The 23,545-nt window shown below is 56.5% G+C and carries 20 protein-coding genes; 10 read left to right on the top strand and 10 right to left on the bottom strand.

The window, feature by feature from the left end; translation table 11 throughout:
* Window positions 1-56: 56 nt before the first annotated feature.
* The 3 genes from ACR0DE_RS01165 to ACR0DE_RS01175 all read right to left on the bottom strand — a co-directional run bounded on the left by ACR0DE_RS01165 (window position 57) and on the right by ACR0DE_RS01175 (window position 3,195).
* Entirely contained in the window at window positions 57-1,322 is a 1,266-nt protein-coding gene (locus ACR0DE_RS01165; RefSeq protein WP_170394412.1) for an ABC transporter permease, read from the bottom strand.
* Window positions 1,319-2,125: a taurine ABC transporter ATP-binding protein gene (locus ACR0DE_RS01170; protein WP_170394409.1), complete on the bottom strand. Its 807-nt coding sequence runs from the start codon at window positions 2,123-2,125 to the stop codon at window positions 1,319-1,321. Before ACR0DE_RS01170 ends, ACR0DE_RS01165 begins: the two co-directional genes overlap by 4 nt.
* A 74-nt stretch (window positions 2,126-2,199) precedes the next feature.
* Window positions 2,200-3,195: a taurine ABC transporter substrate-binding protein gene (locus ACR0DE_RS01175; RefSeq protein ID WP_170394406.1), complete on the bottom strand. Its 996-nt coding sequence runs from the start codon at window positions 3,193-3,195 to the stop codon at window positions 2,200-2,202.
* A 176-nt stretch (window positions 3,196-3,371) separates the two neighbouring features.
* Here ACR0DE_RS01175 and ACR0DE_RS01180 point away from each other — a divergent pair, with 176 nt between their 5' ends.
* The 4 genes from ACR0DE_RS01180 (at window position 3,372) to hisD (ending at window position 7,592) form a co-directional block, all read left to right on the top strand.
* The gene (locus tag ACR0DE_RS01180) at window positions 3,372-4,346 is read left to right on the top strand and encodes a LysR family transcriptional regulator (RefSeq protein WP_480751225.1); all 975 of its coding nucleotides are present in this window, start codon (window positions 3,372-3,374) and stop codon (window positions 4,344-4,346) included.
* Between the two features lie 218 nt (window positions 4,347-4,564).
* Complete coding sequence (gene cuyA, locus ACR0DE_RS01185) at window positions 4,565-5,578, top strand: D-cysteate sulfo-lyase (RefSeq protein WP_480751227.1); 1,014 nt, start codon at window positions 4,565-4,567, stop codon at window positions 5,576-5,578.
* Window positions 5,579-5,613: 35 nt separating this feature from the next.
* Window positions 5,614-6,309 (top strand): cysteate racemase, encoded by a 696-nt coding sequence (gene cuyB / locus ACR0DE_RS01190; RefSeq protein ID WP_170635860.1) that lies wholly within the window; start codon window positions 5,614-5,616, stop codon window positions 6,307-6,309.
* Window positions 6,310-6,317: 8 nt separating this feature from the next.
* Window positions 6,318-7,592 carry a histidinol dehydrogenase gene (hisD, locus tag ACR0DE_RS01195; protein ID WP_480751230.1) on the top strand — a complete coding sequence of 425 codons (1,275 nt, stop codon included), beginning with the start codon at window positions 6,318-6,320 and terminating at the stop codon, window positions 7,590-7,592.
* Window positions 7,593-7,625: 33 nt separating this feature from the next.
* Here hisD and ACR0DE_RS01200 read toward each other — a convergent pair whose 3' ends face one another.
* Genes ACR0DE_RS01200 through ACR0DE_RS01220 form a run of 5 tightly spaced genes read right to left on the bottom strand, consistent with a single transcriptional unit; the run spans window position 7,626 to window position 12,444 of the window.
* Window positions 7,626-9,092 carry an aldehyde dehydrogenase gene (locus ACR0DE_RS01200; RefSeq protein WP_480751232.1) on the bottom strand — a complete coding sequence of 489 codons (1,467 nt, stop codon included), beginning with the start codon at window positions 9,090-9,092 and terminating at the stop codon, window positions 7,626-7,628.
* A gap of 9 nt (window positions 9,093-9,101) precedes the next feature.
* The gene (locus ACR0DE_RS01205; protein WP_480751234.1) at window positions 9,102-10,139 is read right to left on the bottom strand and encodes an LLM class flavin-dependent oxidoreductase; all 1,038 of its coding nucleotides are present in this window, start codon (window positions 10,137-10,139) and stop codon (window positions 9,102-9,104) included.
* A gap of 1 nt (window position 10,140) precedes the next feature.
* Complete coding sequence (locus tag ACR0DE_RS01210; RefSeq protein WP_170596195.1) at window positions 10,141-11,061, bottom strand: flavin reductase; 921 nt, start codon at window positions 11,059-11,061, stop codon at window positions 10,141-10,143.
* Window positions 11,058-11,870, bottom strand: coding sequence for an alpha/beta fold hydrolase (locus ACR0DE_RS01215; protein WP_223118489.1), 813 nt, complete (start codon window positions 11,868-11,870; stop codon window positions 11,058-11,060). The genes ACR0DE_RS01210 and ACR0DE_RS01215 overlap by 4 nt, the downstream gene beginning before the upstream one ends.
* Window positions 11,842-12,444 carry an amino acid synthesis family protein gene (locus ACR0DE_RS01220; RefSeq protein WP_170394379.1) on the bottom strand — a complete coding sequence of 201 codons (603 nt, stop codon included), beginning with the start codon at window positions 12,442-12,444 and terminating at the stop codon, window positions 11,842-11,844. The genes ACR0DE_RS01215 and ACR0DE_RS01220 overlap by 29 nt, the downstream gene beginning before the upstream one ends.
* Window positions 12,445-12,546: 102 nt before the next feature.
* Here ACR0DE_RS01220 and ACR0DE_RS01225 point away from each other — a divergent pair, with 102 nt between their 5' ends.
* Together ACR0DE_RS01225 and ACR0DE_RS01230 are read left to right on the top strand one after the other, a co-directional pair.
* The gene (locus ACR0DE_RS01225) at window positions 12,547-13,233 is read left to right on the top strand and encodes a GntR family transcriptional regulator (protein ID WP_170422879.1); all 687 of its coding nucleotides are present in this window, start codon (window positions 12,547-12,549) and stop codon (window positions 13,231-13,233) included.
* Window positions 13,234-13,333: 100 nt separating this feature from the next.
* Entirely contained in the window at window positions 13,334-14,308 is a 975-nt protein-coding gene (locus tag ACR0DE_RS01230; protein WP_170422881.1) for a LysR family transcriptional regulator, read from the top strand.
* 14 nt (window positions 14,309-14,322) lie between these two features.
* Here the strand turns inward: ACR0DE_RS01230 and ACR0DE_RS01235 are convergent, their stop codons facing one another.
* Window positions 14,323-15,840: a trimethylamine methyltransferase family protein gene (locus ACR0DE_RS01235; protein ID WP_170561577.1), complete on the bottom strand. Its 1,518-nt coding sequence runs from the start codon at window positions 15,838-15,840 to the stop codon at window positions 14,323-14,325.
* 188 nt (window positions 15,841-16,028) lie between these two features.
* On the opposite strand from ACR0DE_RS01235, the gene ACR0DE_RS01240 reads away from it, so the two are divergent.
* Entirely contained in the window at window positions 16,029-18,464 is a 2,436-nt protein-coding gene (locus ACR0DE_RS01240) for a GcvT family protein (protein WP_480751240.1), read from the top strand.
* Between the two features lie 8 nt (window positions 18,465-18,472).
* Here the strand turns inward: ACR0DE_RS01240 and ACR0DE_RS01245 are convergent, their stop codons facing one another.
* Window positions 18,473-19,390: a GlxA family transcriptional regulator gene (locus tag ACR0DE_RS01245; protein ID WP_480751242.1), complete on the bottom strand. Its 918-nt coding sequence runs from the start codon at window positions 19,388-19,390 to the stop codon at window positions 18,473-18,475.
* Between the two features lie 95 nt (window positions 19,391-19,485).
* Between ACR0DE_RS01245 and ACR0DE_RS01250 the strand changes: the two genes are divergently transcribed.
* Genes ACR0DE_RS01250 through ACR0DE_RS01260 form a run of 3 tightly spaced genes read left to right on the top strand, consistent with a single transcriptional unit; the run spans window position 19,486 to window position 23,452 of the window.
* Window positions 19,486-20,646, top strand: coding sequence for an acyl-CoA dehydrogenase family protein (locus tag ACR0DE_RS01250; protein WP_480751244.1), 1,161 nt, complete (start codon window positions 19,486-19,488; stop codon window positions 20,644-20,646).
* Between the two features lie 7 nt (window positions 20,647-20,653).
* Entirely contained in the window at window positions 20,654-22,669 is a 2,016-nt protein-coding gene (locus ACR0DE_RS01255) for an acetate--CoA ligase family protein (protein WP_480751247.1), read from the top strand.
* A 3-nt stretch (window positions 22,670-22,672) separates the two neighbouring features.
* Entirely contained in the window at window positions 22,673-23,452 is a 780-nt protein-coding gene (locus ACR0DE_RS01260) for a carnitinyl-CoA dehydratase (RefSeq protein WP_170407705.1), read from the top strand.
* Window positions 23,453-23,545 lie beyond the last annotated feature (93 nt).

Raw genomic sequence — 23,545 nt, forward strand, 5'->3', positions numbered from 1 at the left:
AAGGCCCCCGAGATTGCTCGGGGGCCGCTTTGTTACCACAGTATCGGAAAGACCGATCAGCTGCGGCCTTTCCATGGCACCAGCCAATTCTCGGCCTTGCGCATCAGGATATCGATTCCATATCCGATCACCCCGATAAGGACGATCCCCATGATGACAATGTCGGTCAGCTGGAATTTGGATGCGGCGATGATCATCATGCCGGCGCCCTTTTGTGCGGCAACCAGTTCAGCCGCAACAACAGTTCCCCAACAGACACCCATGGCCACACGTGCACCGGTGAAAATCTCGGGCAGCGAGTTGGGCACGATCACATGGCGCATGATCTGCCATTTCGACGCCCCCAGAGAATACGCTGCGTGGATTTTCGAGATGTTCACACCGGACACACCAGCCCGCGCGGCGATGGTCATGATCCAAAGGGCCGCAAGGAACAGCAGAACGATCTTGCCGGTCTCCCAGATGCCGAACCAGATGATCACCAGTGGGATCAGCGCAAGTGGCGGCACCGGTCGCATGAACTCGACAATCGGATCGAACCAGCCTCGGAACCAACCGGATAGGCCCATTGCATAACCCAGCGGAATCCCCACAAGCGCACCTGCGATAAACCCAGCAATCACGCGCAACAGCGACCAGCCCAGATGCTCCCAAAGCGAGAAGTTCTGGTAGCCTTCATTCGCAATCTCAAAGAACCGGGCCACAACGGTTTCAGGGGCTGGAAGCCAGATGGGGTTCATCTGCAAGCCCTGTTTGGGGGTGAAACTGATCGCCCCTTTCCCGGTCAGCGTTACGGTACCATCGCCTGTATCAACCTTTTGGCCTTCACCTATAGGTGTGCCGTTGATCGCGACGATCTTTGCACCCTCATTACGTTTAGCATCATCGTTCTTGTCGAACAGGATCGTCGATGAGCGGCCCGCAGCAGCAGCAACCGCATCGTCTTTGGCAAATCCGCTGCCGGGCTCGACCTCGAATTTTTCTGCTTCCTCACCGAAGGCTGGAACACGAACAAAAATCGTGGCTTCATCCGTGCTGCCATCCGCGTTTTCGAGCGTATAGGTGAATTGCGTATCACCCACAAATGGGCCCGGCACATGGATCGGAAACAACTTCGAGCCGGTGAAAGCCGCCCAGATCACAAAGATCACGAGAACCGAGATTATCGACGCAGCCCTATCCGCTCGTACGGCACTTTCGTCGCCGAAAGTCACAGTTTTCAAGCTTGTGAAATCCTGACGCGATTGCAAACCGCGGCGTAACGCGTAGACGATAAAAAACGCGCCACCGAACAGGCCGATATAGAAGAGAAGTACAATCATGATGCCTGCTCCGTCCGACCCATAATTTCTTCTTCCATCTCCCAGATCATCGAGAGGATCTCATCGCGCTTTTCCGCAAAACCTTCGGATTTCTTCACATCACGCAGATCGGCATTCACACCGCGTTCAGCAAAAGGCAGATTATATTCGCGGTGAATGCGCCCCGGTCTAGGGGCCATGACAATCAGACGCTCACCCAGCAACAAGGCCTCTTCGACCGAGTGGGTGATCAGGATGATCGTCTTGCCCGTTTCTTTCCAAAGCTTCAGGACAAGGCCCTGCATTTTCTCACGGGTCAGCGCATCCAAAGCACCCAGCGGTTCGTCCATCAGGATGACGTCCGGCTCGTTTGCCAGGCACCGCGCCAACGCAACACGCTGCTGCATCCCGCCCGATAGTTCATAAACCGCCTTGTCCTTGAAATCCTGAAGCCCGACGACCTCAAGCAGATGGTCGGAAATCTGGTCACGCTCGGCTTTGGGCATGCCTTTCATACGCGGGCCAAACTCGACATTTTCCCGCACGTTCATCCATTCGAACAACGCGCCCTTCTGAAACACCATCCCGCGTTCAGCATCAGGGCCTTTGACCAGATGGCCGTTCAGTTCAATCTTGCCAGATGTCGGCGCCAGAAATCCTGCAACGATGTTCAGCAACGTCGTTTTACCACAGCCCGACGGGCCAAGGACAGACATCAGCTCACCCTCTTTAAGGCTGAGTGAAACATCTTGTAGGGCCTGTACTGAGGAGCCGTTGGGTAAGTCAAAGCGCATGGACAATTCTACGATGTCCAGTTCAGGCATCCTGCCTCCTTCCTGCTTTCATAGCTGTCGACCGGCCCGAAACCGGGGCCGGTCGCATGAAATGTCCTGCGTGATTAGTTATTCGCAGCTGTCAGCGGGCCTGCATTAACGGCACCATCATACGAATCCAGAGCGGATTCGATGCTGCCTGCCGACACGAACACGTTTGCAACACCCTGCATGAAGTCTTGCGCGCCACCGCCCAGCCACTTCTCGGACAGCTGGTCTTCAACTGACGGGAAGGTGAAAGTCGCGATTGTGGCTTCAGCGTCTGCAGGATCCATACCAGCATCCTTGGCAATCACCGGCAGCATTTCATCTTTGCTGTCGCCTGCGTTCCACTTGGCGTTGGCATCTGCGGTAACCTTAAGGAACTTCGACAGAAGCTCGGGCTCTTCTTCGATGAAGCTTGCCGGAGCGCTAGTGACGTCGAACACCAGGATACCGATCTCTTCTTTTTCAGCACCGGTCAGCAGGATGTTGCCATGCTCGGTCATGCGACGAAGCGCGCCACCCCAGCCGCAAACCATGTCGAGGTTGCCCTGCGCAAATGCCGCGGCGCCATCGGCCGGAGCCATGTCAACAATTTCCATTGAACCGATGTCGACACCAAAGTGAGACATTTGCGACAGGAAACCGTAATGCGCAGCTGTGCCGATCGGAACACCGACCTTCTTGCCGTTCAATTCACCCGCATTGCCCTTGTCGATTTCAAGCGCTTCGGCAACAACGCAGTTGTCGTTGTCTGAATAGCTGACCGCCACATCGACGATCTGGATGTCCTGACCAGCCGAAGTGGTTACCACAAACGGTGGTACCCCTTGGCTGACCGCGATCTGTACATCACCCGAGGCCATCGCAGCTGACATGGCGGTACCGGTGTCGAAAGACACCCAGTTGATCTTGACGCCCAGTTCTTCTTCGTAGGTTCCGTTTGCTTTCGCATACTGGAACGGCATCGGCCATTCGAGGAAATATGCAACCGTCAGTTCATCAAGCGCGGCGGCTTGTGAAGCGGTAACGGCCGCAATCCCGGCATATGCTGTTGTGAGCAGATATTTCTTGATCATTTTGACTATTTTCTCCCTGCTGGTTCCACTTGTCGGCTCTTGAAACGTCCGAACTCTGGAACAGTAGAAAAACCATAGTCCTTACGCGTTGAATTAGTAAATCAAAATACTGGTTGCGTAAAAAGCGAAACTTTGTTTCGCTTTTGACTGATAGTTCGCTGGTTTGGGAGCACCCGATGACAAAGAAAGCACTCAGTCTCAGGTGGCTGGAGGTCTTCCAACTTATTTCCAAGTTGGGTTCAATCCAAAAGGTGTCAGCTGAAACCGGTTTGTCAATCAGTACGGTCTCCAATCACTTGCGCAGTCTTGAAAAGGCGCTGGATGTGGATTTGGTGGACCACAGCCGCAGACCCATGGGTCTGACACCCGCAGGCACGGTGTTCTCACGACATGTGCATGACGGCCTGATCGCCTTGAAACGGGGCGAGGCCGAGCTTCGCTCGGGCAGTTGGCAACATGCAACAGATTTGCGTCTGGGCCTGATTGACGATTTTGACAGCCGGGTCGCGCCAGAACTCTTCCGTCATCTCTCTGCAAGCCTGCCGCGGTGCAATTTTCGCCACTTTACCCGCCCCAGCCATGAGATTCTTGACAAACTGCAGTCTCAAAAGCTGGATGCAGGCGTTGCGACCCGACCTCCTGAGCACTTTGAGGGGTTAATCGAATTCCCGCTACTTCGAGATCCGTTTATCGTCATTCTTCCGCCTGCATATGACGGACCGGTCGAGGAACTGACCAAATCAGACAGTCTGCTTCCGCTTTTACGATATTCGCGTGATCACACCATAGGCAGACTCATCGAAATTCAGCTAACCCGCAGCAAGATTAACCTACCCAACCGGTTCGAACTTGAATGTAATCAGTCAATTATCGGACTTGTCGCCGGGGGCAGTGGTTGGACGATCACGACTGCCGCCAGCTACTATCGCGCACGGCGATTCCACAAAGATACACGCGCATTACCTTTCCCGGGCAAAAGCTTTGCGCGTACCGTATCGTTGTTCACGACCAATATCTATCCGTCGACAACCACACGACTGATCCACAACACACTGCAAAACCTGATCCGTCGTCATGTGACCGAGCCTATGAATTCGCGGTTTCCGTGGTTGAATGACGACTTTCGAACCATTCCCGCACCCCCCGAATGAGCAACCAGGTAATCTGAGCGCAATATCGAAGTTATTTTCCGGCTTTTTCGAAACCGGGTACAGTGCGCTTGACCGACGCGCCCCATCCGCTGTGATTAGGCCTAACCTTGCGGCTTGACTACAGGCGGCATTCTAAACCCAGAAACCTACCCAGCGGCCCGTGTTGGCAAGACCTACCGGTCTTGAACCATGTGCCGGGCTCAGATTAGGACAGCTTGATGCATCTTTCCCGTTTTCCCCGTGTTTTTCTTGCCCATCTGCCAACACCGCTTGAACGGATGGATCGTATGTCCGAGGCTCTGGGAATCGATCTTTGGATCAAGCGAGACGACTGCACCGGCATGTCGACGGGTGGCAACAAGACCCGCAAACTAGAGTTTCTGTTCGGCGAAGCGCTCGAACAAGGCGCAGACATGGTGATGACACAAGGGGCAACGCAATCGAACCATGCGCGTCAAACCGCTGCATTCGCTGCCCGGCTGGGTTTGAAATGTCATATCCTACTGGAAGACCGCACCAGCTATAACAACGCCAACTACAACAACAATGGCAATGTCCTGCTGGATCATCTGCATGGCGCAACCACCGAGAAGTTTCCCGGCGGCCACGACATGCCCGCCGAGATGGAGCGTTCGGCCGCGAAGAAGCGTGAAGAAGGTCACAACGTCTATGTCATTCCGGGCGGAGGTTCGAACCCGACCGGAGCGCTTGGCTATGTAAACTGCGCGCTAGAGCTTGTGAGCCAGGCCAATAACGCCGGTCTCAAAATCGATCGCGTGGTGCATGCGACGGGCTCCTCGGGCACGCAAGCCGGGCTGGTCACCGGGCTTTGCGCCATGAATACGGGCATTCCGGTTCTTGGCATTGGCACCCGCGCACCGCAGCCCAAGCAAGAGCAGATGGTCTATGATCTAGCCTGCAACACGGCTGAGAAATTGGGTTGCCCAGACGTGGTGCAGCGCGAGGATGTGATGGCCAATACCGACTATGTAGGCGACGGCTACGGCTTGCCGACCGAAAGCGGCATTGAGGCGATCCGCATGTTTGCCGAACTGGAAGGCATTCTGCTCGACCCGGTCTATTCCGCCAAAGGGGCCGCCGGTCTGATCGATCTGGCGCGCAAAGGCTCGTTCAAGGATGAGCGTGTGGTGTTCTTGCATACCGGAGGCTCGGTTGGCCTGTTCGGTTATGATTTCGCTTTCGATCACACCGACCGCTGGGTCAATCTGTAAATCACGGTGATAAGTTCCAGCAAGCAGGTCTTCGCATGAAACCCCGCGTCACCGGCATATTGGGCGGAATGGGCCCCGAGGCGACAATTCTGTTGCAGCAGCGCGTGTTATCCACGGTACAGGCGGCGGATGATGCCGATCACCTGCCACTACTGATTGACATGAACCCACAGGTGCCTTCCCGCATCGCGCACCTGATCGAGGGCAACGGGTCTGATCCCGGGCCGGTTCTGGCCGATATGGCGAGAGGATTGGAGCAATCAGGGGCAACCGCGCTTGCGATGCCTTGTAACACCGCACACCACTATGCGGCGCAGATAGAGGACGCCGTCTCGATCCCCTTTCTGAACATGGTAGACCTGTCCGTGGATCAAGCGTCGCAGCTCCTGCCTTCTGGCAGCCAGGTCGGAATTCTTGCCTCACCAGCGCTGCGAAAGGTCGGAATTTTTGACGCCCCCCTGAACCGCGCTGGATTTACCGCAATCTGGCCCGAGGATGAAGATAGGATGCTCGGCACGATCCGCCACATCAAATCTGAAGGGCCAACCGGCGCTGCACTCAGCACACTTTCCGACGCTGCTAACGCCCTTTCGGGCCGGGGTGCCGCACTTTTGTTTGTGGCCTGCTCCGAATTCTCTCTGCTCACCCGCGACTTACCCAAAAGCGTTCCGATCATCGACACCGTCGATGTTCTGGCGGGCGCTATCCACTCCCACTCTCTGACGCGTTGAGGTTTCCCATGGCCGTCTCATATCTGAAAACCGCCCTGCCCCGCCCCGATGCAGAAAATTCGGATATCCGCGATATCGTCGCAATCATGCTCTCCAATATCGAGCGCGAGGGCGAAGAGGCCGTTCGGCGCTATGCCGGAACGCTCGATGGCTGGACGGGAGAGTTCGTGTTGACTGATGAAGCGCGCAAAGCCGCATGTGACCGTGTGCCTGAACAGGTCAAAGACGACATCCGCTTTGCCCATGCCAATATCCGTCGATTTGCCGAAGCGCAGATGACCACGGTGAGCGAATGCGAGATCGAGGTGATGCCCGGCCTGATTGCAGGTCAGAAACAGATCCCGATCTCGAGCGCGGGATGCTACGTTCCTGGTGGTCGGTATAGCCATATCGCAAGTGCGTTGATGACGATTACCACGGCAAAGGTGGCTGGGGTGTCCCACATCACGGCGGTCTCGCCACCGCGTCCCGGTGCGGGCATCCCTGATGCAATAGTTTATGCGATGGACCTTAGCGGTGCAGATCTGATCCTGAATCTGGGCGGAGTTCAGGGGATTGCTGCGATGGCCCATGGCTTTTTTGGTGCGCGGCCAGCTGATATTCTTGTCGGTCCGGGAAACTCCTATGTCGCCGAGGCGAAACGGATGCTGTTTGGTAAGGTTGGCATCGACATGTTTGCAGGTCCAACCGATACCTTGGTCATTGCCGATCACACAGCATCGATCGAGACCGTCGCCTGGGATCTTGTGAGCCAAGCCGAGCACGGCGTCGATAGCCCTGTCTGGCTGGTCAGCACCGATAAAGCTCTGGCCCAGGGCGTCATCGCGCGCGCCGAAGCGCTGATCGAAAGTCTTCCCGAGCCGAACGCTAGTGCAGCGCGCACGGCATGGCGCGACCGGGCCGAGATCATTCTTTGCGACAGCCGCGACGAGGCTGCCAGGGTCGCCAACAACTACGCGCCCGAACATCTGCAGGTGATCGCCGAGGACCTGGATTGGTGGCTGGACCAACTGACCACCTATGGATCGCTGTTTCTGGGTGCCGAAACAACAGTGCCCTTCGGCGACAAGACGTCCGGGCCAAATCATGTTTTGCCGACAAGCGGAGCGGCCCGATATACCGGCGGTCTGTCAGTGCATAAATTCACCAAAACGGTGACATGGCAGCGCTGCTCAGCGCAAGCCTCGCACGAGCTTGCTGAACGCACTGCTAGGATCAGTCGGATGGAAGGCATGGAAGGCCACGCACGCGCGGCAGAAATGCGATTGTCTAAAGTGTGCTAAATCTGGCCCAAGGATGCTGTTGATTAGTCAGATTCACCGCATCACGAACGGATCGGGGATCGGATCGTCGCTTGTGCGCAACCAGACCGATTTGACCCGTGTGTAATCAAGCGCCGCCTGTAGGCCCCCTTCGCGCCCGTGGCCCGACAGTCCATGACCTCCGAATGGAGCAATCGGGCTGACAGCGCGATATGTGTTAACCCAGACAATGCCAGCCCGAATTCTGCGGATCATTCGATGTGCGCGGGTCAAGTCTTTGGTAAAGACACCCGACGCCAGCCCAAACGCGGTGTTGTTGGCTATTTGTATCGCCTCCGCTTCGGTCCCGAAACTGACGACCGAGAGGATCGGACCAAAGGCTTCGCGCGACAGACAGGGCGCATCAGGCGCGTCCGTACAATCAATGATTGTCGGTGGAAAATAGTGCCCCTCACGGTCCAAAGGTTGCCCACCCGCTATCACGGTAGCCCCTGCCGAGACGGATTCAGCAACCAAATTTGCCGCTGTCACAAGCTGAGCCTGAGTGCACAGCGGGCCAACTTCGGTCTTTAGGTCATCGGGCGCCCCGATCACGATCTCACCCGCTTTTTCGGTGAGCCGGGCCAGAAACTCATCTTTGATCTTATCAGAGATTACCAATCGCGATCCCGCCACGCAGCTTTGCCCGGTAGCAGCAAAGATCCCCGAAACCTGCGCGTTCACAGCACTTTCGATATCGGCATCTTCGAATACGATGAACGGGGATTTTCCGCCCAGTTCCAACGAAGTCGAAGCGAGGTTTTCAGCCGAGTTGCGCACGATATGGCGCGCGGTTTCCGGGCCGCCTGTAAAGGCAACATGATCGACATCCGGGTGACTGGTCAGAACGGCGCCGCATTCCGGCCCGAAGCCGGTGATGACGTTCAGAACTCCGGGCGGGAAGCCTGCCTGATCGAAAATACGCGCGAATTCCAGCATCGGGGCCGGACCATCTTCGGATGCTTTCAGAACGACTGTGCAACCGGCGGCAAGCGCCGGGCCAATCTTGACCGCAGACAGGAACAGTTGCGAATTCCACGGCACTATGGCGGCCACCACACCAACTGGTTCTCGGCGCAGCCAAACCTCCATGTCGGGCTTGTCGATCGGCAGGTGCGCCCCTTCGATTTTGTCCGCCAATCCGGCATAGTAACGGTAGTAGTCCGCGACATAGGCGATCTGAGCAGAGGTTTCGCGAATGATCTTGCCGGTATCGCGCGTTTCAAGCTCGGCTAAGGTCTGAGCATTTTCGGCGACCAGATCGGCCAGCCGGTACAACAGTTTACCACGCGCCGTTGCTGTCATGGTCGCCCATTCGGGGGCATTCAGCGCTGAACACGCAGCCTCAACCGCGGCGTTCACATCATGTGTTCGGGCCTCAGGCATTTTCGCCCAAACGGTGCCCGTCGCGGGATCAAGGCTGTCGAAATGCGCGGTCCCATCCGAAAACGTGCCGCCGATATAGTGCTGAAACTGCCGCATTTTCTCTCCTTAGGCGAAGGCGGGCATGACGTCCGCGATGAACCGCTCTAGCGAGGCTTTCTTGCGCTCAAAGCTCATCCCACTGTCGATCCAGAAAGAATACTCATCATATCCAAGATCGCTATAGCCCTTGAGGCGTTCGATTGCATTGTCGGGCGTGGCGATCACATTGTCCCGGATCATCGCCTCGGGCGAATAGAAGGGATGGTTAGCGATGTCGTCATCGCTCAGCGTCTGGATCAGACCCTGCGACACAGGGCGTTCGTTTTTGAACCACGCGCCGAAATAGCAATAAAAGCGATTGATCTCTTCCGCCGCGCGACGGGCATCCGCCTCGTCCGAGGCGATGTAGGTGTGGTTCAACAGCATGATTTCGGGGCGCGGGACGTCATGGAATTTGGCACAAGCGGCATTGAACGTATCCATCAGCCGGGTAATCTCTTCGTCGCCCTGCCACAAAGGGGTGACCTGCACGTGACAACCGTTCGATACCGCAAACTCATGACTGTTGGGATCGCGCGCGGCAACCCAGATCGGTGGACCGTTTTGTTGCAGAGGCTTGGGTGAAGATGTGGTTGCCGGGAAAGAATGAAACTCTCCGTCCAGCGCATGATCGCCTTCCCAAAGACCCCGCACTGCCGGAACAAGCTCGCGCATACGCTGGCCTGCCTCCCAGGCGTCCAGCCCCGGCACCATCCGCTCGTATTCATAGCTGTAGGCGCCACGCGCAATGCCCAGATCCAAACGGCCATTCGTGATCATGTCCGTCATTGCGGCCTCTCCGGCCAGCCGGATCGGATGCCAGAACGGAGCGATAACGGTTCCGGTTCCCAGACGCACATTGTTGGTCTGGTGTGCCAGATCGACGATATTCAGGAACGGGTTCGGCGAGATGGTGAAATCCATCCCGTGATGTTCGCCGGTCCAGACCGCATGCATGCCGCCCGCATCAGCGATCTTGGCCAGTTCTATGAAGTTTTCATACAGCTCCTGCTGGTCCTGATCGGGAGAGGTGCGTTCCATATGAACGAAAAGCGAAAACCGCATGTCAGTGACCTCCTCGTGTAATCGGGCGAACCTCGCCGCTGTTCTTGTTTCCGTAGTAAATGCCAAAATCTCCCAGACGGGATTCCTCGGACAATCGTTCCAGCATGGTTCGGGTCGCCGTGTCGGTTACAGTGCCAAAGGATACGACATCCAGCGGGACGAAATTACCTTTCTTCGGCTCACCATCTGCGGCCTGACACAGAAACGCGATGTGTTGACGCTTTTTCTCTGCATCCTCGTAAACCGAATAAACAAAGCCAGGCTCTGCGGTCAGCCCGGTGGCCTCAATCAATTGTTCCAATGCCGCTGAAACACCTTCTGACCCAACCACTGCCTCGGGCGGTGCAAGCGCGCCGTCACCAGCATCGATCAACAGAACCTCACCTGCGCGTTCGATCAAGGCTGAGACGATCAGGCCGGTGTCCTGCATCAAGGCACCAGCAGCTGTTGATGGTGTTACATAGGCCCCCCTGACATATCCGAGACCGGGTGCCGGAGTATTGTCGAAGGCTTTGACCTCGCCGATCAGGATCACATGATCCCCCGCTTCGACGGTTTTGTGCATAGCGCAGTCAAACCAGGCCGACGACCCATCGATCAACGGCGATCCCGCAGGTCCACGCCGCCACTCGACGCTGGCAAACCGGTCTTCGACGGGCCGGGCAAAGGTATTGGATACCTCGATCTGTGTCTCTGACAGGATATTGACGGCAAACCCGTCTGCGGCAATCAATGCGTCATAGTTCTTTGAACTGTTGGCGAGACAAACCAGCACAAGCGGCGGGTCTAGTGAGACGGATGTGAACGAGTTCGCGGTAAACCCGATCGGGTTACCTTGGGTATCATGCGACGTAACCACGGTGACGCCCGTCATGAACGCTCCAAATGCATTTCGCAGCGTGCGGGGATCAAGTGAGGTCATTGCGCAATCCTTTCTTCGGCGGGCTGGCCGAGCCATTCAACCAGATGCGCTGTTACTTCATCGGGTGCTGTCAAGTTCACCATATGTCGGTGGCCTTGGATCACAACGGCCCGACCGTTTTGAACTGCTGCGGCCATAGCTTGTGACATAGCCGGGGTTGAGTTCGAGTCTCCGTCGCCGGTGAGCGCCAGAAACGGGCATGAAATCCGATTCATCTTGCTGGCGTAGGTGGCATCGCCCCGCGCAAAAGCGGAATAGGCGATGGCGTAGCCTCGTTGATCCACAGACCCAAGCCACGACGCCACCTGCGCACGGGCAGCCAGATCACCCGGACTGTCACCAAACCAGCGCGACAACGGCGTTTCCAGATCAACTCGACCCGCGCTGATTTCAGCGGCCCGTTGGATGACTGCGGCGCGGGCTGAGGCATCGCGACAGAAGACGCCGTTCAACATAGCAACACGGCTAGTGATGTCGGGGTGCTCCGCCGCAAAGCCGGCGGCAATCAGAGCCCCCATTGAATGCCCGATGATTGCGACCGGAGCCAGATTCAATGCGTCGACAACATCATGCATCCAGCCAACAAAATCCGGCAATTGGCTTCCAGATGACAGACGGTCACTGCCTCCATGCCCCGGCAGATCAACCGCAATTATACGGCAATGCTGGCTCAGCGTGTCAAACTGAGGGCCCCAGGCCGCAGATTGCATGCCAACGCCATGGATCATAAAGACCGGTTGCCCTTCGCCCGCCTCTCTGAACGCGACTGATCGGCCCGAGTTAGACAGCTGCAGGGTTGTCAACGTCATGACCAAGTTCCTCGATGTCCTGATAGCGATCCCCGATCCGGTGGTGCGGCCGCCCTCCAATCGATGCACCCAGTGCAATCAGAATCTCATCTGCCGCAGGTGCATCTGCGACCGAAGTCTGGATCGTAAGGTAGTGAGAGCGACGACCCCCATCATGTTTGTCCATCAAGGGGATCAGCAGCGGCGCATTGGCAGGGCCGCGCGTATTGCAGAAGGAAAGGTAGGATTTCGCGCCGACTGCTTTGCGATAATGATTGCCAAAATGCAGCGTGTGGATCAGGGCCGACGCATGCTCGACCTCTCCGTTCAAGCCCACAATCGCGGATTTTCCATAGGCTTCGACCCGGTCGCCGCCACCTGAAGCATCCAAAATCATTTTGGTCAGCAACTCCCCCAATCCGGGGGCGCAATCGCGGATCGCGGGGCCAAGATCTTCGACAAAACCCTGACCAGCCCAAGGGTTCCGAATGACAGCTATTGCGGCAATTAGCTTCAGCGGAGTGTCCGCCAACTTACCACCCTCGATCAGAGTGTCTTCGACATGCAGAAGCGTTTTTCGAATTTCGGCGGACATGGTGATTCCTTTGGCAAGCCTTTGGTCGAGAATATGGTATACCATAATACGATATGTCAATCATACTTGTTCCGGATCCGTACCACAGATATGAAAGCGTCGATGATGAACACCGACTCCACCCTGCAAAAGATCGAAAAAGCACCGCAAACCTTGCGGGATATCGTGCAAGCCCGCCTGCGCGAAGCGATCATCGCCGGGCATTTTGCCCCCGGTGAGCGGCTTGTTGAACGCCCGCTTTGCGATCAGCTTGGTGTCAGCCGCACCGTCATCCGCGAGACGATCCGGTTTCTGGAAGCCGAAGGTTTGGTTGAGATTATCCCCAACCGCGGGCCAATCGTCTCGACCCTCAGCTGGGACCAAGCGCAGCAAATCTATGACATCCGCTTACAGCTAGAAGGCTCAGCCGCCGCCGCCTGTGCACAAGCGCATGAGACAGGTTTCGCAAACGATCTGGGCAAGGCATTGAAAGCAGTGGGCGCGGCGCAGAATGACACCGAATGGTCAAATCTGCTACAGGCCACAACTCGCTTCTATGAACTGATTTTTCTACAGGCTGGGCACAGCATCGCCTGGGATGTCGTGCAACGTCTGAACGGCCGGATCAGCCGCCTGCGGGCCTTGACCCTCGCAGCGCGGAATCGAGAGCGTTCTGGGATGAGCCACATGACTGCAATCCATGATGCCATCCTCAGTGGTGATCCTGCCAAAGCCCGAAAAGCAGTCGAAAGCCATATCGCGGATGCTGCACAGACCGCGCGCGGCTTTTTGGAAAGCTCTGAAACCTGAGTGCTCGGCAATTGAGCCAGAATTCCAAGATTCTGATATCAAAGCTCTCATTATCTGCGTAGATTTGCCGGGAATGCCCTGATCTCACGAAAGCACCGGAATGCCGCGTCAGTCTACTCCGAAAGACCTCAGCCTCAAATGGCTGGAACTGTTTCAGATATGCGCGCAGAAAGGGTCGCTGCAGGCGGCCTCAAAGGAAACAGGGCTGACGATAAGCACCGTTTCCCATCACCTGCGCAATCTCGAAGACCATCTGGGCGTTGAGCTGTTCAACCACACCCGCAGACCCATGGTTCTGACCCCAAAGGGCCGGGTCTTCCTGCGCAATATCGACGATGCGCTGCACCTGATCCGAAAGGCCAAGGCCGAAGCGTCTGCAGGAAGCATCACCGAGGCCAGCTATCTGCGTTTCGGCACGATCGAAGACTTCGACAGCGACATAATTCCAGAGCTGGCGGTCTATCTATTCGCGAATATGCCCGCCTGTGATTTCATGTACCACACGGATTCCAGCCACGCGATTATCGACATGCTGCGCGACAGGCAGTTGGATCTGGGGATTTCCACTACTCCTAGCGAACGTATGCGCGATCTGCAGGATCGCCCCCTTCTGCGCGATCCATTTGTGATCGTTTTGCCTGCGGTGAGTGACAAGTCTTTGCAAGACATTGTTGAGGGTCGAACTAAATTGCCGTTTCTACGATATTCCAGCAATCTGATCATCGCGCGCCAGATCGAGTCCCAATTACGCCGGATGGGGATTTCGTCCTCTCACAGGTTTGAATGCAGCAACAATCAGACGTTGATGTCGATGGTGTCCTCCGGTGCGGGTTGGACCATCACGACGCCGCTGCTGTATTCTCGGGCAAAGCGGTTCCAATCAAAGCTGTGCATGCACCCGTTTCCGGGCAAGAGCTTTGCACGCACACTGGCGCTGGTCGCGACGCCGGATTGTTCAAGATCAGTGATTGAGCTTGTGGATGCCAAAACCCGATCACTGATCAATGACCGCATCATTTCACCACTGCGCGATGATACCCCGTGGCTGACGGATAGTTTCAAACTTATCGAATAGCACTGGATCAGCCTTCAAAGAATGTTGAAGCGATCTCGGATTTGCCGATCCTGTTCGTCTGACAGGTATCTTGGCGTATGGGTCTGCAAAATTTCTTGCGCCCGATGTCGCGCGCGGCTCCAGGCATCTTGCGCTCCGTTTTCTGCCCAGGTTCGCGGCTCGTCCCTGTCTGCGAGTGAGGGATAAAAGTAATCCCGTTCCATGGCCGCAAAAGTATGCTGACCACCCAGAAAATGGCCCTCGCCCAGAACTGCTTCGCAGATCGCGTCAAAGCCCAGATTCTCGTGTGTCACCTCTATGCCCCTCAAAGCGCGGTAGGTGTACGAGTGCATCTCATCATCCAGCACGAACGCCTCAAAACTTGCACCCAGCAACGAGGCCGTCATGCCCGAGCTTTCATAGATCAGATTACCACCTGCCAGCGCTGCCGCCATTGAGGTCAGTCCCTTTTCCATCCCGTATTGAGCGTCGATCGCCTTGGCATCAGACATCGAACAGGCCACACCTGAAGGCAGCCCAAGCCAATTTGATAATTGTGCTGATGCTGCATTCAGGACAGCCGTCTCTCCGCTGCCACCTGAGAACGCGCCGGTCCGAAGGTCAATCACCAGTGGCCAATTCGAAAAGACCATAGGAAACCCGGGCTGGATCGCGTGGACCATTACTAGACTCGCAAGAGTTTCTGCCAATGACTGCGCCAGAAAACCAGCCAAGGTCGCTGGTGCAGTCGCGCCGGCCTGAGCAGCGGTGATGCAAGAAATCGGAATATTGTGTTCGATGCAGGCGTAGACCACATCCACCGCGTCTTCGCCGTAGCGCATCGGCGAGATCACCGGGCTTATATGTGCTTTCATGAACGGGCGTTTTGCGAATTCACCGGGTCCCCCGGCTGCGATATCCAATATCTCAACAATTGGCGCAACGTGCTGCGCCAATGTAAATGACGTCGCGGTGGGCTTGGAGGTATTCTTCAACAGCGCATAGACGGTGTTCACATCCAGATCGAAGGTTTCCTCCAGATCGGTTGCAACGCAACAGCGGGTGAACCAGCTGACATTTGGCAAGACATCTTGAAGACGCGTGAAATCATGCAAGTCCTGCAAGGTTGAAGGCCGATAGCGACCACTGCGCAGATCAAGCGTCTGAACCGCCGCCCCTCCGGTTCCGAAATAGACGCGATTACCGCCAACTTCGATGGATCGGGCTGGATCACGCCCGTGCAGAACGAAGGTCTTGGCGGCCTGATCAATCGCCTGTTCCACAAGTTGAGGCGAAAAAAGTATCCTCCCCTCCCCGCTATCTTGCGCCCCAACCGCCAACAAATCAGAACGCAAACGATCCGGCACCTCGCCGATCCCCAGCTTCTCAAGAAGATCCAGAGCTGTGTTGTAAATCCGCTCAAGCTCAACCCCAGTCAAGGGTTTGTAAGTGCCTCCCGGTTGACCTGGCGGACAGGGGTCGAGCGCAGGCTTTTCAGCCCGCTGTGCGATACGTCCTTTTCGACCGGACCTTTTCGCCTGCGGCGCAGCCATTTGTGATCCTCCAACCGCATCAGGTTGATCAATTCAACTAAACGTCTAAAGCCAATTTCAACCGCATTCGAATTACTACGAGTTAATGAGCTTTTATTTTCGATTTTTTACGTAACAATATCCAGCCGCTTGTGAACCAACTGACAGAACAGGCTAATCCCCAAAAACTACGTACCGGAGGGTCCTTGATGAAATCGCGCACTAAAGTGGTCGTCATTGGCGGCGGTATCGCCGGCTGCTCGACTCTGTATCACTTGACCCGTGAAGGTTGGTCCGATGTGGTGCTGGTCGAGCGCGATGAGTTGACCAGCGGCACAACTTGGCATTCGGCCGCGCAGGTGACCAATTTTGGCATGAACCAGACCATGGTTGGTCTGAAGACCCACTCGATCAACCTGTACAAGGAACTGGCCGAGGATCCGGACTATCCTATCAACTACCATCACGGTGACGGCGGCATCCGGCTTGCAAATACGCCTGAGCAGATGCAGGGGTACCACCATTTTGCGTCTATGGCGCGCGGAATGGATGTGCATTTCGAGGTCATAGATGCAGTGGAATGCGCCCGCCGGCACCCGTTGATTTCCACCGACAACCTTCTCGGTGGGCTATGGGATCCGTTAGATGGCGACATCGATCCGGCTCAACTGTGCCAAGCTCTGGCGCGCCGTGCGCGCAAAGCCGGGGCCGAGGTTTATCGCAATACTCCGGTCACAGGACTGACACAGCACAAGGACGATACCTGGACGGTTCGCACGGAACACGGCGATATTGATTGCGATATCGTAGTTAACGCTTGTGGTTATCGGGTCAACGAAGTGGGCGCGATGATGGGCGTGCACCACCCTGTCGCTTCGATGGAGCATCAGTATTTTCTGACAGAAGAAATCGAAGCGATCCGCGACGCAGGCCATCGGATGCCCCTGCTGCGCTGTCCGATCAGCGACTATTATTGTCGGCAGGAGAAGAACGGCTTGCTGGTCGGCTTCTACGAGCAGGATTGCAAAACCTGGGGCATGGACGGGATCGATCCGAATTTTGTGAACGCGCTGTGCCCTGACGATCTGGACCGCGTGACGGATGTGCTGGAAGGTGCCTTCGCACGCATGCCTGCACTGATGGATGTCGGTATTCATACAGTGGTGAATGGTCCGATCACCTACACAATTGACGGCGCACCTTTGGTCGGGCCAATCCCCGGAAAGCGCAATGCTTTCTGCATCATCGGTCTGCGCGCGGGTTTGGGCGAAGGGGGTGGCCATGGCTGGCTGCTGGCCCAACAGATCGTTCACGGCGAGGCCTGTTATGACACGTGGTGCCTTGATCCGCGTCGGTTTACCGGCCACACAAATGTGGAGCTGACCGCGCTGAAAGCCATCGAAGATTACCAGAATGAATTCCGCTTTCATTTCCCGCACGAACACCGGCCTGCCGGTCGCCCCGCCAAAACCACACCGCTGACCCCGATCCTCGCAGCAGAAGGGGCTGAATTTACAGTGGTCAACGGTTGGGAGCGGGTCGACTACATCAAGCCTGCACCAGATTTTCACCCAACGCTGAGTTTCAGTTTTGATGAGACCTTTGACGTCGTGGCAGCGGAAATCAGAAACCTTCAAGAAAATGTCGGACTGGCCGAAGTGAACGGCTTCAACCGGCTGGAAATCACTGGAACCGATCGGCATCGGTTTCTGGATCGGATGATGTGCGGCGCGGTGACAAAACGCGACGGGCGGGTCGGCCTTGGTTATCTGCTGAACCACCACGGGATGGTCAAAGCCGAGGCCACCATCGCCAACCTTCCCGCGAGTGATCGCGGCCCGGCACGGGTCTGGTACGGGTCCGCCGCCGCCAGCGAATACCATGATATGGACTGGCTAAAGGCGCATCTGCATGATGGCGAAGATGTGCAAATCCGCTCACTCACCAATGATCAGACAATATTAGTGCTGGCCGGACCCAAATCGCGCGACGTGCTGTCCGCTTGTGCTCGAGGAGACTGGTCGCGAGAAGCTTTTCCCTGGCTGTCAGTTCGCGAGTGCTTTGTCGGGTTCGCGCCAGCAACTGTATTGAATATCAGCTTCTCAGGGGAACTGGCCTACGAGATACATGTCCCGAACGCCTCACTATACGCGACCTATCTGGCGCTCAGAAAAGCTGGCGAGACGCATGACTTGAAATTATTTGGTGCTCGCGCCGTCGAGTCCATGCGGATGGAGAAAGGGTTCTTGCACTGGAAAGCCGATCTGCTCACAGAGTTCGACCCGTTTGAGACCGGTTTGAATCGGTTCGTGAAACTGACCAAAGGCGATTTCATTGGCCGAAATGCGTTGCAGAGACGCCTTGAGAGCGGTCCGAAGAAGAAACTGGTAAGCCTGAAAATCGATGCAACCAAAGCACCGGCGCATGGTGGAGCCTCCCTGATGTTGGACGACATGTTTATTGGCACAATCACGTCAGGTGACTGGGGCCACAGAACAGGGCTAAACCTTGCTTACGGCTTTGTGAATCCGGAATTTTCCGAACCCGGCAGCCGAATGCAACTTGACCTGTGCGGAGAAATGATCGCGGCCGAGGTGATTGCGCCGTCCCCGTATGACCCGGACCTCTCACGCGTGCGAGGCTAATCCCAAAGTTACTCCCCGTTTCGATAGGCTGTTGGTGTCTGCCCGAATTGCATCCGGAACGCCCGCGTCATTGCGCTTGGGTTCTCATACCCGCAGCGGCTGGCGATCTCGGCCACGGACTGCTGGGTCTCGACCGCAAGTTTACGCGCCAAATTCAGACGCAGGCGACGATAGAGCGCCTGCGGTGTTACACCCAGCTCGGACAAAACCCGGGTCTCAATCTTCTTTTGAGAGCACCCGAGCTGACGAGCGATATCCTTTATCATTACTGGCGCATCCAACGTGCCCTGCATGACGCCCAGCACCCGATTCACCAGCCTGTCTTCGGATTTCATCTGTGGTGAAGCAGCACTTGGTTCACCACGGTTCATCAGAAGATGCGCCACCTCCATCGACAACAGCGGCCCGTGATCCGCAAGAATCAGCGCAGTCGCCAGATCATAAGCAGCCATCGCGCCTGAGCAGGTGATCCGGTCCCGGTCGATCACAAAACGTTCCTGCACGACCTCGACATCGGTAAAAGTTTCTTCGAACCGGGAAAGTTCATCCCAGTGAATGGTCGCGCGATGCCCTTCCAACAGTCCCGCGCGCGCGAGCAACCAACTCCCTGTGTCCAGACCAGCCAGTTTGCGATGACGGGTCGCGGCCCTGCGCAAAGCGCGATGAGTATCGGGAACCGAGTGTTCCAGATACCCATAAGACGGCATGATAACCAAAGCATCACCCGCCTCAATGCCCATCGCTCCATGAGGCGCGACCTGCAACCCGCTGGAGCTTTGGACTGGCGCACCATGGGGTGAATAAAACTGCCAGGCATAGAGATCCTGCCCCGCCAGTGTATTCGCCGCGCGCAGAGGCTCGACCATGTTGGCGAGGCAAAGGTTCGAGAACCCGTTGAACAGCAAAAAGTTATATATCTGGGTCAAATTTTTCTAACTCGGCATGATATCGTACGATTACTGCATGTCATCGTGTCAGGCAATTACGTTTCATTGCCAATCAGACATCAAGGGAACGCGTCATGCAATTTGGCTTAACCGAAGAACAGGAAATGATCGTCTCAACAGTGCGGAGCTTTGTTGAGAACGAGATTTACCCCTACGAAGCTGAGGTCGAACGCACCGGACAGGTGCCGCAGGAGCTGGGCGACGAAATCAAGCGGAAATGCATCGAACTGGGCTTTTATGCCTGTAACTTCCCCGAAGAAGTTGGTGGCGCAGGTCTCTCGCATCTTGATTTCACTCTTGTCGAACGCGAGCTCGGCCGAGGTTCGATGGCATTGACCCATTTCTTCGGTCGCCCGCAGAATATCCTGATGGCCTGCAACGCTGACCAGAGTGAACGCTATCTTTTGCCTGCCGTGCGTGGCGAAAAGATGGATGCTCTGGCTATGACCGAACCTGACGCGGGTTCAGATGTTCGGGGCATGAAATGTCAGGCCGTACGCGATGGCGGTGACTGGGTCGTCAACGGTTCGAAACACTTCATCTCGGGCGCGGAGCACGCGGATTTCTTCATCGTGTTCATCGCAACAGGTGTGGATGAAACTCCCAAAGGCCCCAAAAAACGGATCACTACCTTCCTCGTAGATCGTGGTACGCCGGGTTTTGAAGTGCGCGAGGGGTACAACTCAGTCAGCCATAAAGGCTACAAGAACTATATCCTGTATTTTGACAATTGCCGCCTGCCCGACGCACAGGTTCTGGGCGAGGTCGATGGCGGTTTCGCCGTGATGAACGAGTGGCTCTATGCAACGCGCCTGACGGTTGCTGCTTTTTCGGTCGGGCGCGCGCGGCGCTGTTTTGATTATGCGCTGAACTACGCGGCTGAACGCAAGCAATTCGGCCAGCCGATCGGTAAGTTTCAGGGTGTCGGCTTTCAGATCGCCGACATGATCACCGAGATCGACGCTGCTGACTGGCTGACGCTCGCGGCCGCATGGCGTCTGGATCAGGACTTGCCCTCAAATCGCGAGATCGCCTCGGCCAAGCTTTATGCTTCGGAAATGCTGGCTAAGGTCACGGATACGACGCTGCAAATCTATGGTGGCATGGGTCTGATGGACGACTTCCCGATCGAACGGTTCTGGCGGGATGCGCGCGTAGAACGTATCTGGGATGGTACGAGTGAAATCCAGCGGCATATCATCAGTCGTGATCTGCTGCGGCCTCTGGGTGCCTGAGGCCCGAATGAGCAAGGATATCTCCCGTCTTCTACGCCCGGAATCCATCGCGGTGATCGGCGGCGGCGCGTGGTGCAAGCAGGTTATCCTGCAATCGGAACGCATGGACTACGCAGGGAAAATCTGGCCTGTCCATCCCAAGGCGGATGAAATTGCCGGGCACAAGGCCTACGCACGGATTGAAGACCTGCCATCGTCCCCGGACGCGGCCTTTGTTGGCATCAACCGTCACGCCACCGTTGAGGCAGTTCAGGTTCTGTCAGACATGGGCAGCGGCGGCGCAGTTTGCTTTGCCTCTGGCTTCTCGGAAGCTGCAGCCGAGGATCAGGCAGGAGGAGATCTGCAATCAGAGTTGATCAATACTGCAGGCAGCATGCCCATTCTTGGGCCGAACTGCTATGGCTTTATAAATGCGCTTGATGGTGCGCTATTGTGGCCCGATCAGCATGGAGCTGCTCGAGTAGATCGAGGCGTTGCCATTCTGACCCAGAGCTCCAACATCTCGATCAACCTGACTATGCAGAAACGAGCTCTGCCGATTGCCTATATGGTGACTTGCGGGAACATGGCGCAGACCAGTCAGGCTGAGATCGCCATGTCGCTGATCGATGATCCACGGGTCACTGCCGTCGGTTTACATATCGAGGGCTTCAAGGATATCCGCGAATGGGAGGCCCTTGCTGCCAAGGCACATCGGAAAGGCGTGCCTCTGATCGCACTTAAGGTGGGCGCATCCGAACAGGCGCAGGCAGCAACAGTTTCTCATACCGCCTCACTGGCTGGGAGTGATGCGGGTGCGCAGGCTTTGCTAAACCGGCTGGGCATCCCGCGCCTGTCCTCGCTGCCCGAGTTTCTGGAAACCCTGAAATTGTTGCATTGTTATGGGCCTTTGCCGGGGGGCAACATTGCTTCGATCAGCTGCTCGGGCGGCGAGGCCAGCCTGATCGCAGATATGGCGATCGGCACTGGCCTCAGATTTCCAGAACTGTCCAGAGATAAGCAAACCCGATTGCGCGATGCGCTTGGTCCGATGGTCGCACTAAGCAATCCACTCGATTACCACACCTATATCTGGCGCGATGAAGATGCGATGGCGAAAGCTTGGGCCGGGATGACAGGCGACGACCTGGATCTGACCTTCTCGATCGTCGACTACCCGACCACCGATCCAACGGATTGGGCTGCCGCGACACGCACGGCACTAAAGGTGCGGGCAGAAACGGGCGCGCGCTTCGCAGTGGTTTCTACACTGCCCGAATTGTTCCCTGAAAACACTGCGCAATCCCTGGTAGAAGGCGGTGTAGTTCCCTTCATTGGCCTTCGTGAAGCGCTTGCCGCTACACGCGCGGCGGCTCAAGTCGCCGCGCCTTCGGACACGCCAATCTGCCTGCCGGGCACATTAGATGCCACGCAGACGCTGACCGAAGCCGAGGCGAAGCAGGCTCTGGCCGCGCATGGTTTGCGCATTCCTCAGAACAGGTCTGTCCGAGGCGCCGAAGAAGCCCTAAGCGCGACGCGCGAGATGGAAGCGCCCTTTGCCGTCAAAGGTGTCGGCCTTGCCCACAAGTCTGAACATTCCGCTGTACGGCTGGGGGTACAGGCTGCCGATGTGGCGGGTGTAGCAGCGGATATTGGAACCGAAGAGATTCTGATCGAAGAGATGATCACAGGTGCGGTGGCAGAAATACTCGTCGGCGTCGTGCGGGATCCTGCCCACGGCTTTGTGCTGACTCTGGGTGCCGGAGGTGTCCTGACCGAAATACTGCGCGACACCACCTCGCTTTTGATCCCGGCAACGTCCAGCAGTATTCGCGCGGCACTGGGCGAGTTGAAAGTCGCGCCGCTGCTGTCAGGCTATCGCGGCCAACCAGCGGCTGATATGGATGAAATCGTTGCCGCCATTCAGGCCGTTCAAGACTATGTAATGCAAAATGCCGAAACGCTCGGCGAGGTCGAAATCAACCCGCTTCTCTGCACGCCCACCCGGGCGGTGGCGGTGGATGCGCTCATCAGAAAGGCCTGAGAAATGGACCCGATCAAGACCCGCCGTGACGGCGCAATTCTCGAAGTGACGCTGGATCGGCCAAAAGCCAATGCAATCGATCTAGCTACCAGCCGCATCATGGGGCAGGTATTTGCCGAGTTTCGCGATGATCCCGAACTGCGCGTCGCGATCTTGACCGGAGCAGGTGATAAATTCTTTTGCCCTGGCTGGGACCTGAAGGCAGCCGCCGAAGGCGATGCCGTAGATGGAGATTATGGTGTCGGTGGCTTTGGCGGTTTGCAGGAGTTACGCGATCTGAACAAACCGGTCATCGCGGCCATCAATGGTATTGCCTGTGGTGGCGGGCTCGAGCTTGCGATTTCAGCCGATATGATCCTGGCCGCTGAACACGCAACTTTTGCCCTGCCTGAGATTCGATCCGGAACCGTTGCAGATGCGGCGAGCGTCAAGCTACCCAAACGCATTCCCTACCACATCGCGATGGAGCTATTGCTGACTGGACGCTGGTTCGATGCCGAAGAAGGTCAGCGCTGGGGCTTGGTCAATGAAGTCCTGCCCGCCGATCAACTGATGGATCGTGCCTGGGAATTGGCGCGTCTGCTCGCCTCGGGTCCTCCGCTGGTTTATGCTGCGATCAAAGAGGTCGTGCGCGAAGCTGAAGACAGCAAATTTCAGGACGCCATGAACCGCATCACCAAGCGCCAGCTGCGCACCGTCGATATCCTCTATTCCAGCGAGGATCAGCTTGAAGGCGCAAAGGCCTTCGCTGAAAAGCGTGATCCGGTCTGGAAAGGAAAATAAGTTCAAAACACCGCTGCCTTCATCGCATTGGCGCAGTTTTGCGCCAATCGCTCAGCTAAGCTTGTTTTTTGTCAGAACACACTTTTACTATCC

Source organism: Ruegeria sp. C10 (assembly GCF_056537805.1).

Bases quoted from the DNA above. Each gene is read 5' to 3' on its own strand.
- ACR0DE_RS01165 (WP_170394412.1), bottom strand. From the start codon at position 1,322: ATGATTGTACTTCTCTTCTATATCGGCCTGTTCGGTGGCGCGTTTTTT.
- ACR0DE_RS01170 (WP_170394409.1), bottom strand. From the start codon at position 2,125: ATGCCTGAACTGGACATCGTAGAATTGTCCATGCGCTTTGACTTACCC.
- ACR0DE_RS01175 (WP_170394406.1), bottom strand. From the start codon at position 3,195: ATGATCAAGAAATATCTGCTCACAACAGCATATGCCGGGATTGCGGCC.
- ACR0DE_RS01180 (WP_480751225.1), top strand. From the start codon at position 3,372: ATGACAAAGAAAGCACTCAGTCTCAGGTGGCTGGAGGTCTTCCAACTT.
- cuyA (WP_480751227.1), top strand. From the start codon at position 4,565: ATGCATCTTTCCCGTTTTCCCCGTGTTTTTCTTGCCCATCTGCCAACA.
- cuyB (WP_170635860.1), top strand. From the start codon at position 5,614: ATGAAACCCCGCGTCACCGGCATATTGGGCGGAATGGGCCCCGAGGCG.
- hisD (WP_480751230.1), top strand. From the start codon at position 6,318: ATGGCCGTCTCATATCTGAAAACCGCCCTGCCCCGCCCCGATGCAGAA.
- ACR0DE_RS01200 (WP_480751232.1), bottom strand. From the start codon at position 9,092: ATGCGGCAGTTTCAGCACTATATCGGCGGCACGTTTTCGGATGGGACC.
- ACR0DE_RS01205 (WP_480751234.1), bottom strand. From the start codon at position 10,139: ATGCGGTTTTCGCTTTTCGTTCATATGGAACGCACCTCTCCCGATCAG.
- ACR0DE_RS01210 (WP_170596195.1), bottom strand. From the start codon at position 11,061: ATGACCTCACTTGATCCCCGCACGCTGCGAAATGCATTTGGAGCGTTC.
- ACR0DE_RS01215 (WP_223118489.1), bottom strand. From the start codon at position 11,870: ATGACGTTGACAACCCTGCAGCTGTCTAACTCGGGCCGATCAGTCGCG.
- ACR0DE_RS01220 (WP_170394379.1), bottom strand. From the start codon at position 12,444: ATGTCCGCCGAAATTCGAAAAACGCTTCTGCATGTCGAAGACACTCTG.
- ACR0DE_RS01225 (WP_170422879.1), top strand. From the start codon at position 12,547: ATGATGAACACCGACTCCACCCTGCAAAAGATCGAAAAAGCACCGCAA.
- ACR0DE_RS01230 (WP_170422881.1), top strand. From the start codon at position 13,334: ATGCCGCGTCAGTCTACTCCGAAAGACCTCAGCCTCAAATGGCTGGAA.
- ACR0DE_RS01235 (WP_170561577.1), bottom strand. From the start codon at position 15,840: ATGGCTGCGCCGCAGGCGAAAAGGTCCGGTCGAAAAGGACGTATCGCA.
- ACR0DE_RS01240 (WP_480751240.1), top strand. From the start codon at position 16,029: ATGAAATCGCGCACTAAAGTGGTCGTCATTGGCGGCGGTATCGCCGGC.
- ACR0DE_RS01250 (WP_480751244.1), top strand. From the start codon at position 19,486: ATGCAATTTGGCTTAACCGAAGAACAGGAAATGATCGTCTCAACAGTG.
- ACR0DE_RS01255 (WP_480751247.1), top strand. From the start codon at position 20,654: ATGAGCAAGGATATCTCCCGTCTTCTACGCCCGGAATCCATCGCGGTG.
- ACR0DE_RS01260 (WP_170407705.1), top strand. From the start codon at position 22,673: ATGGACCCGATCAAGACCCGCCGTGACGGCGCAATTCTCGAAGTGACG.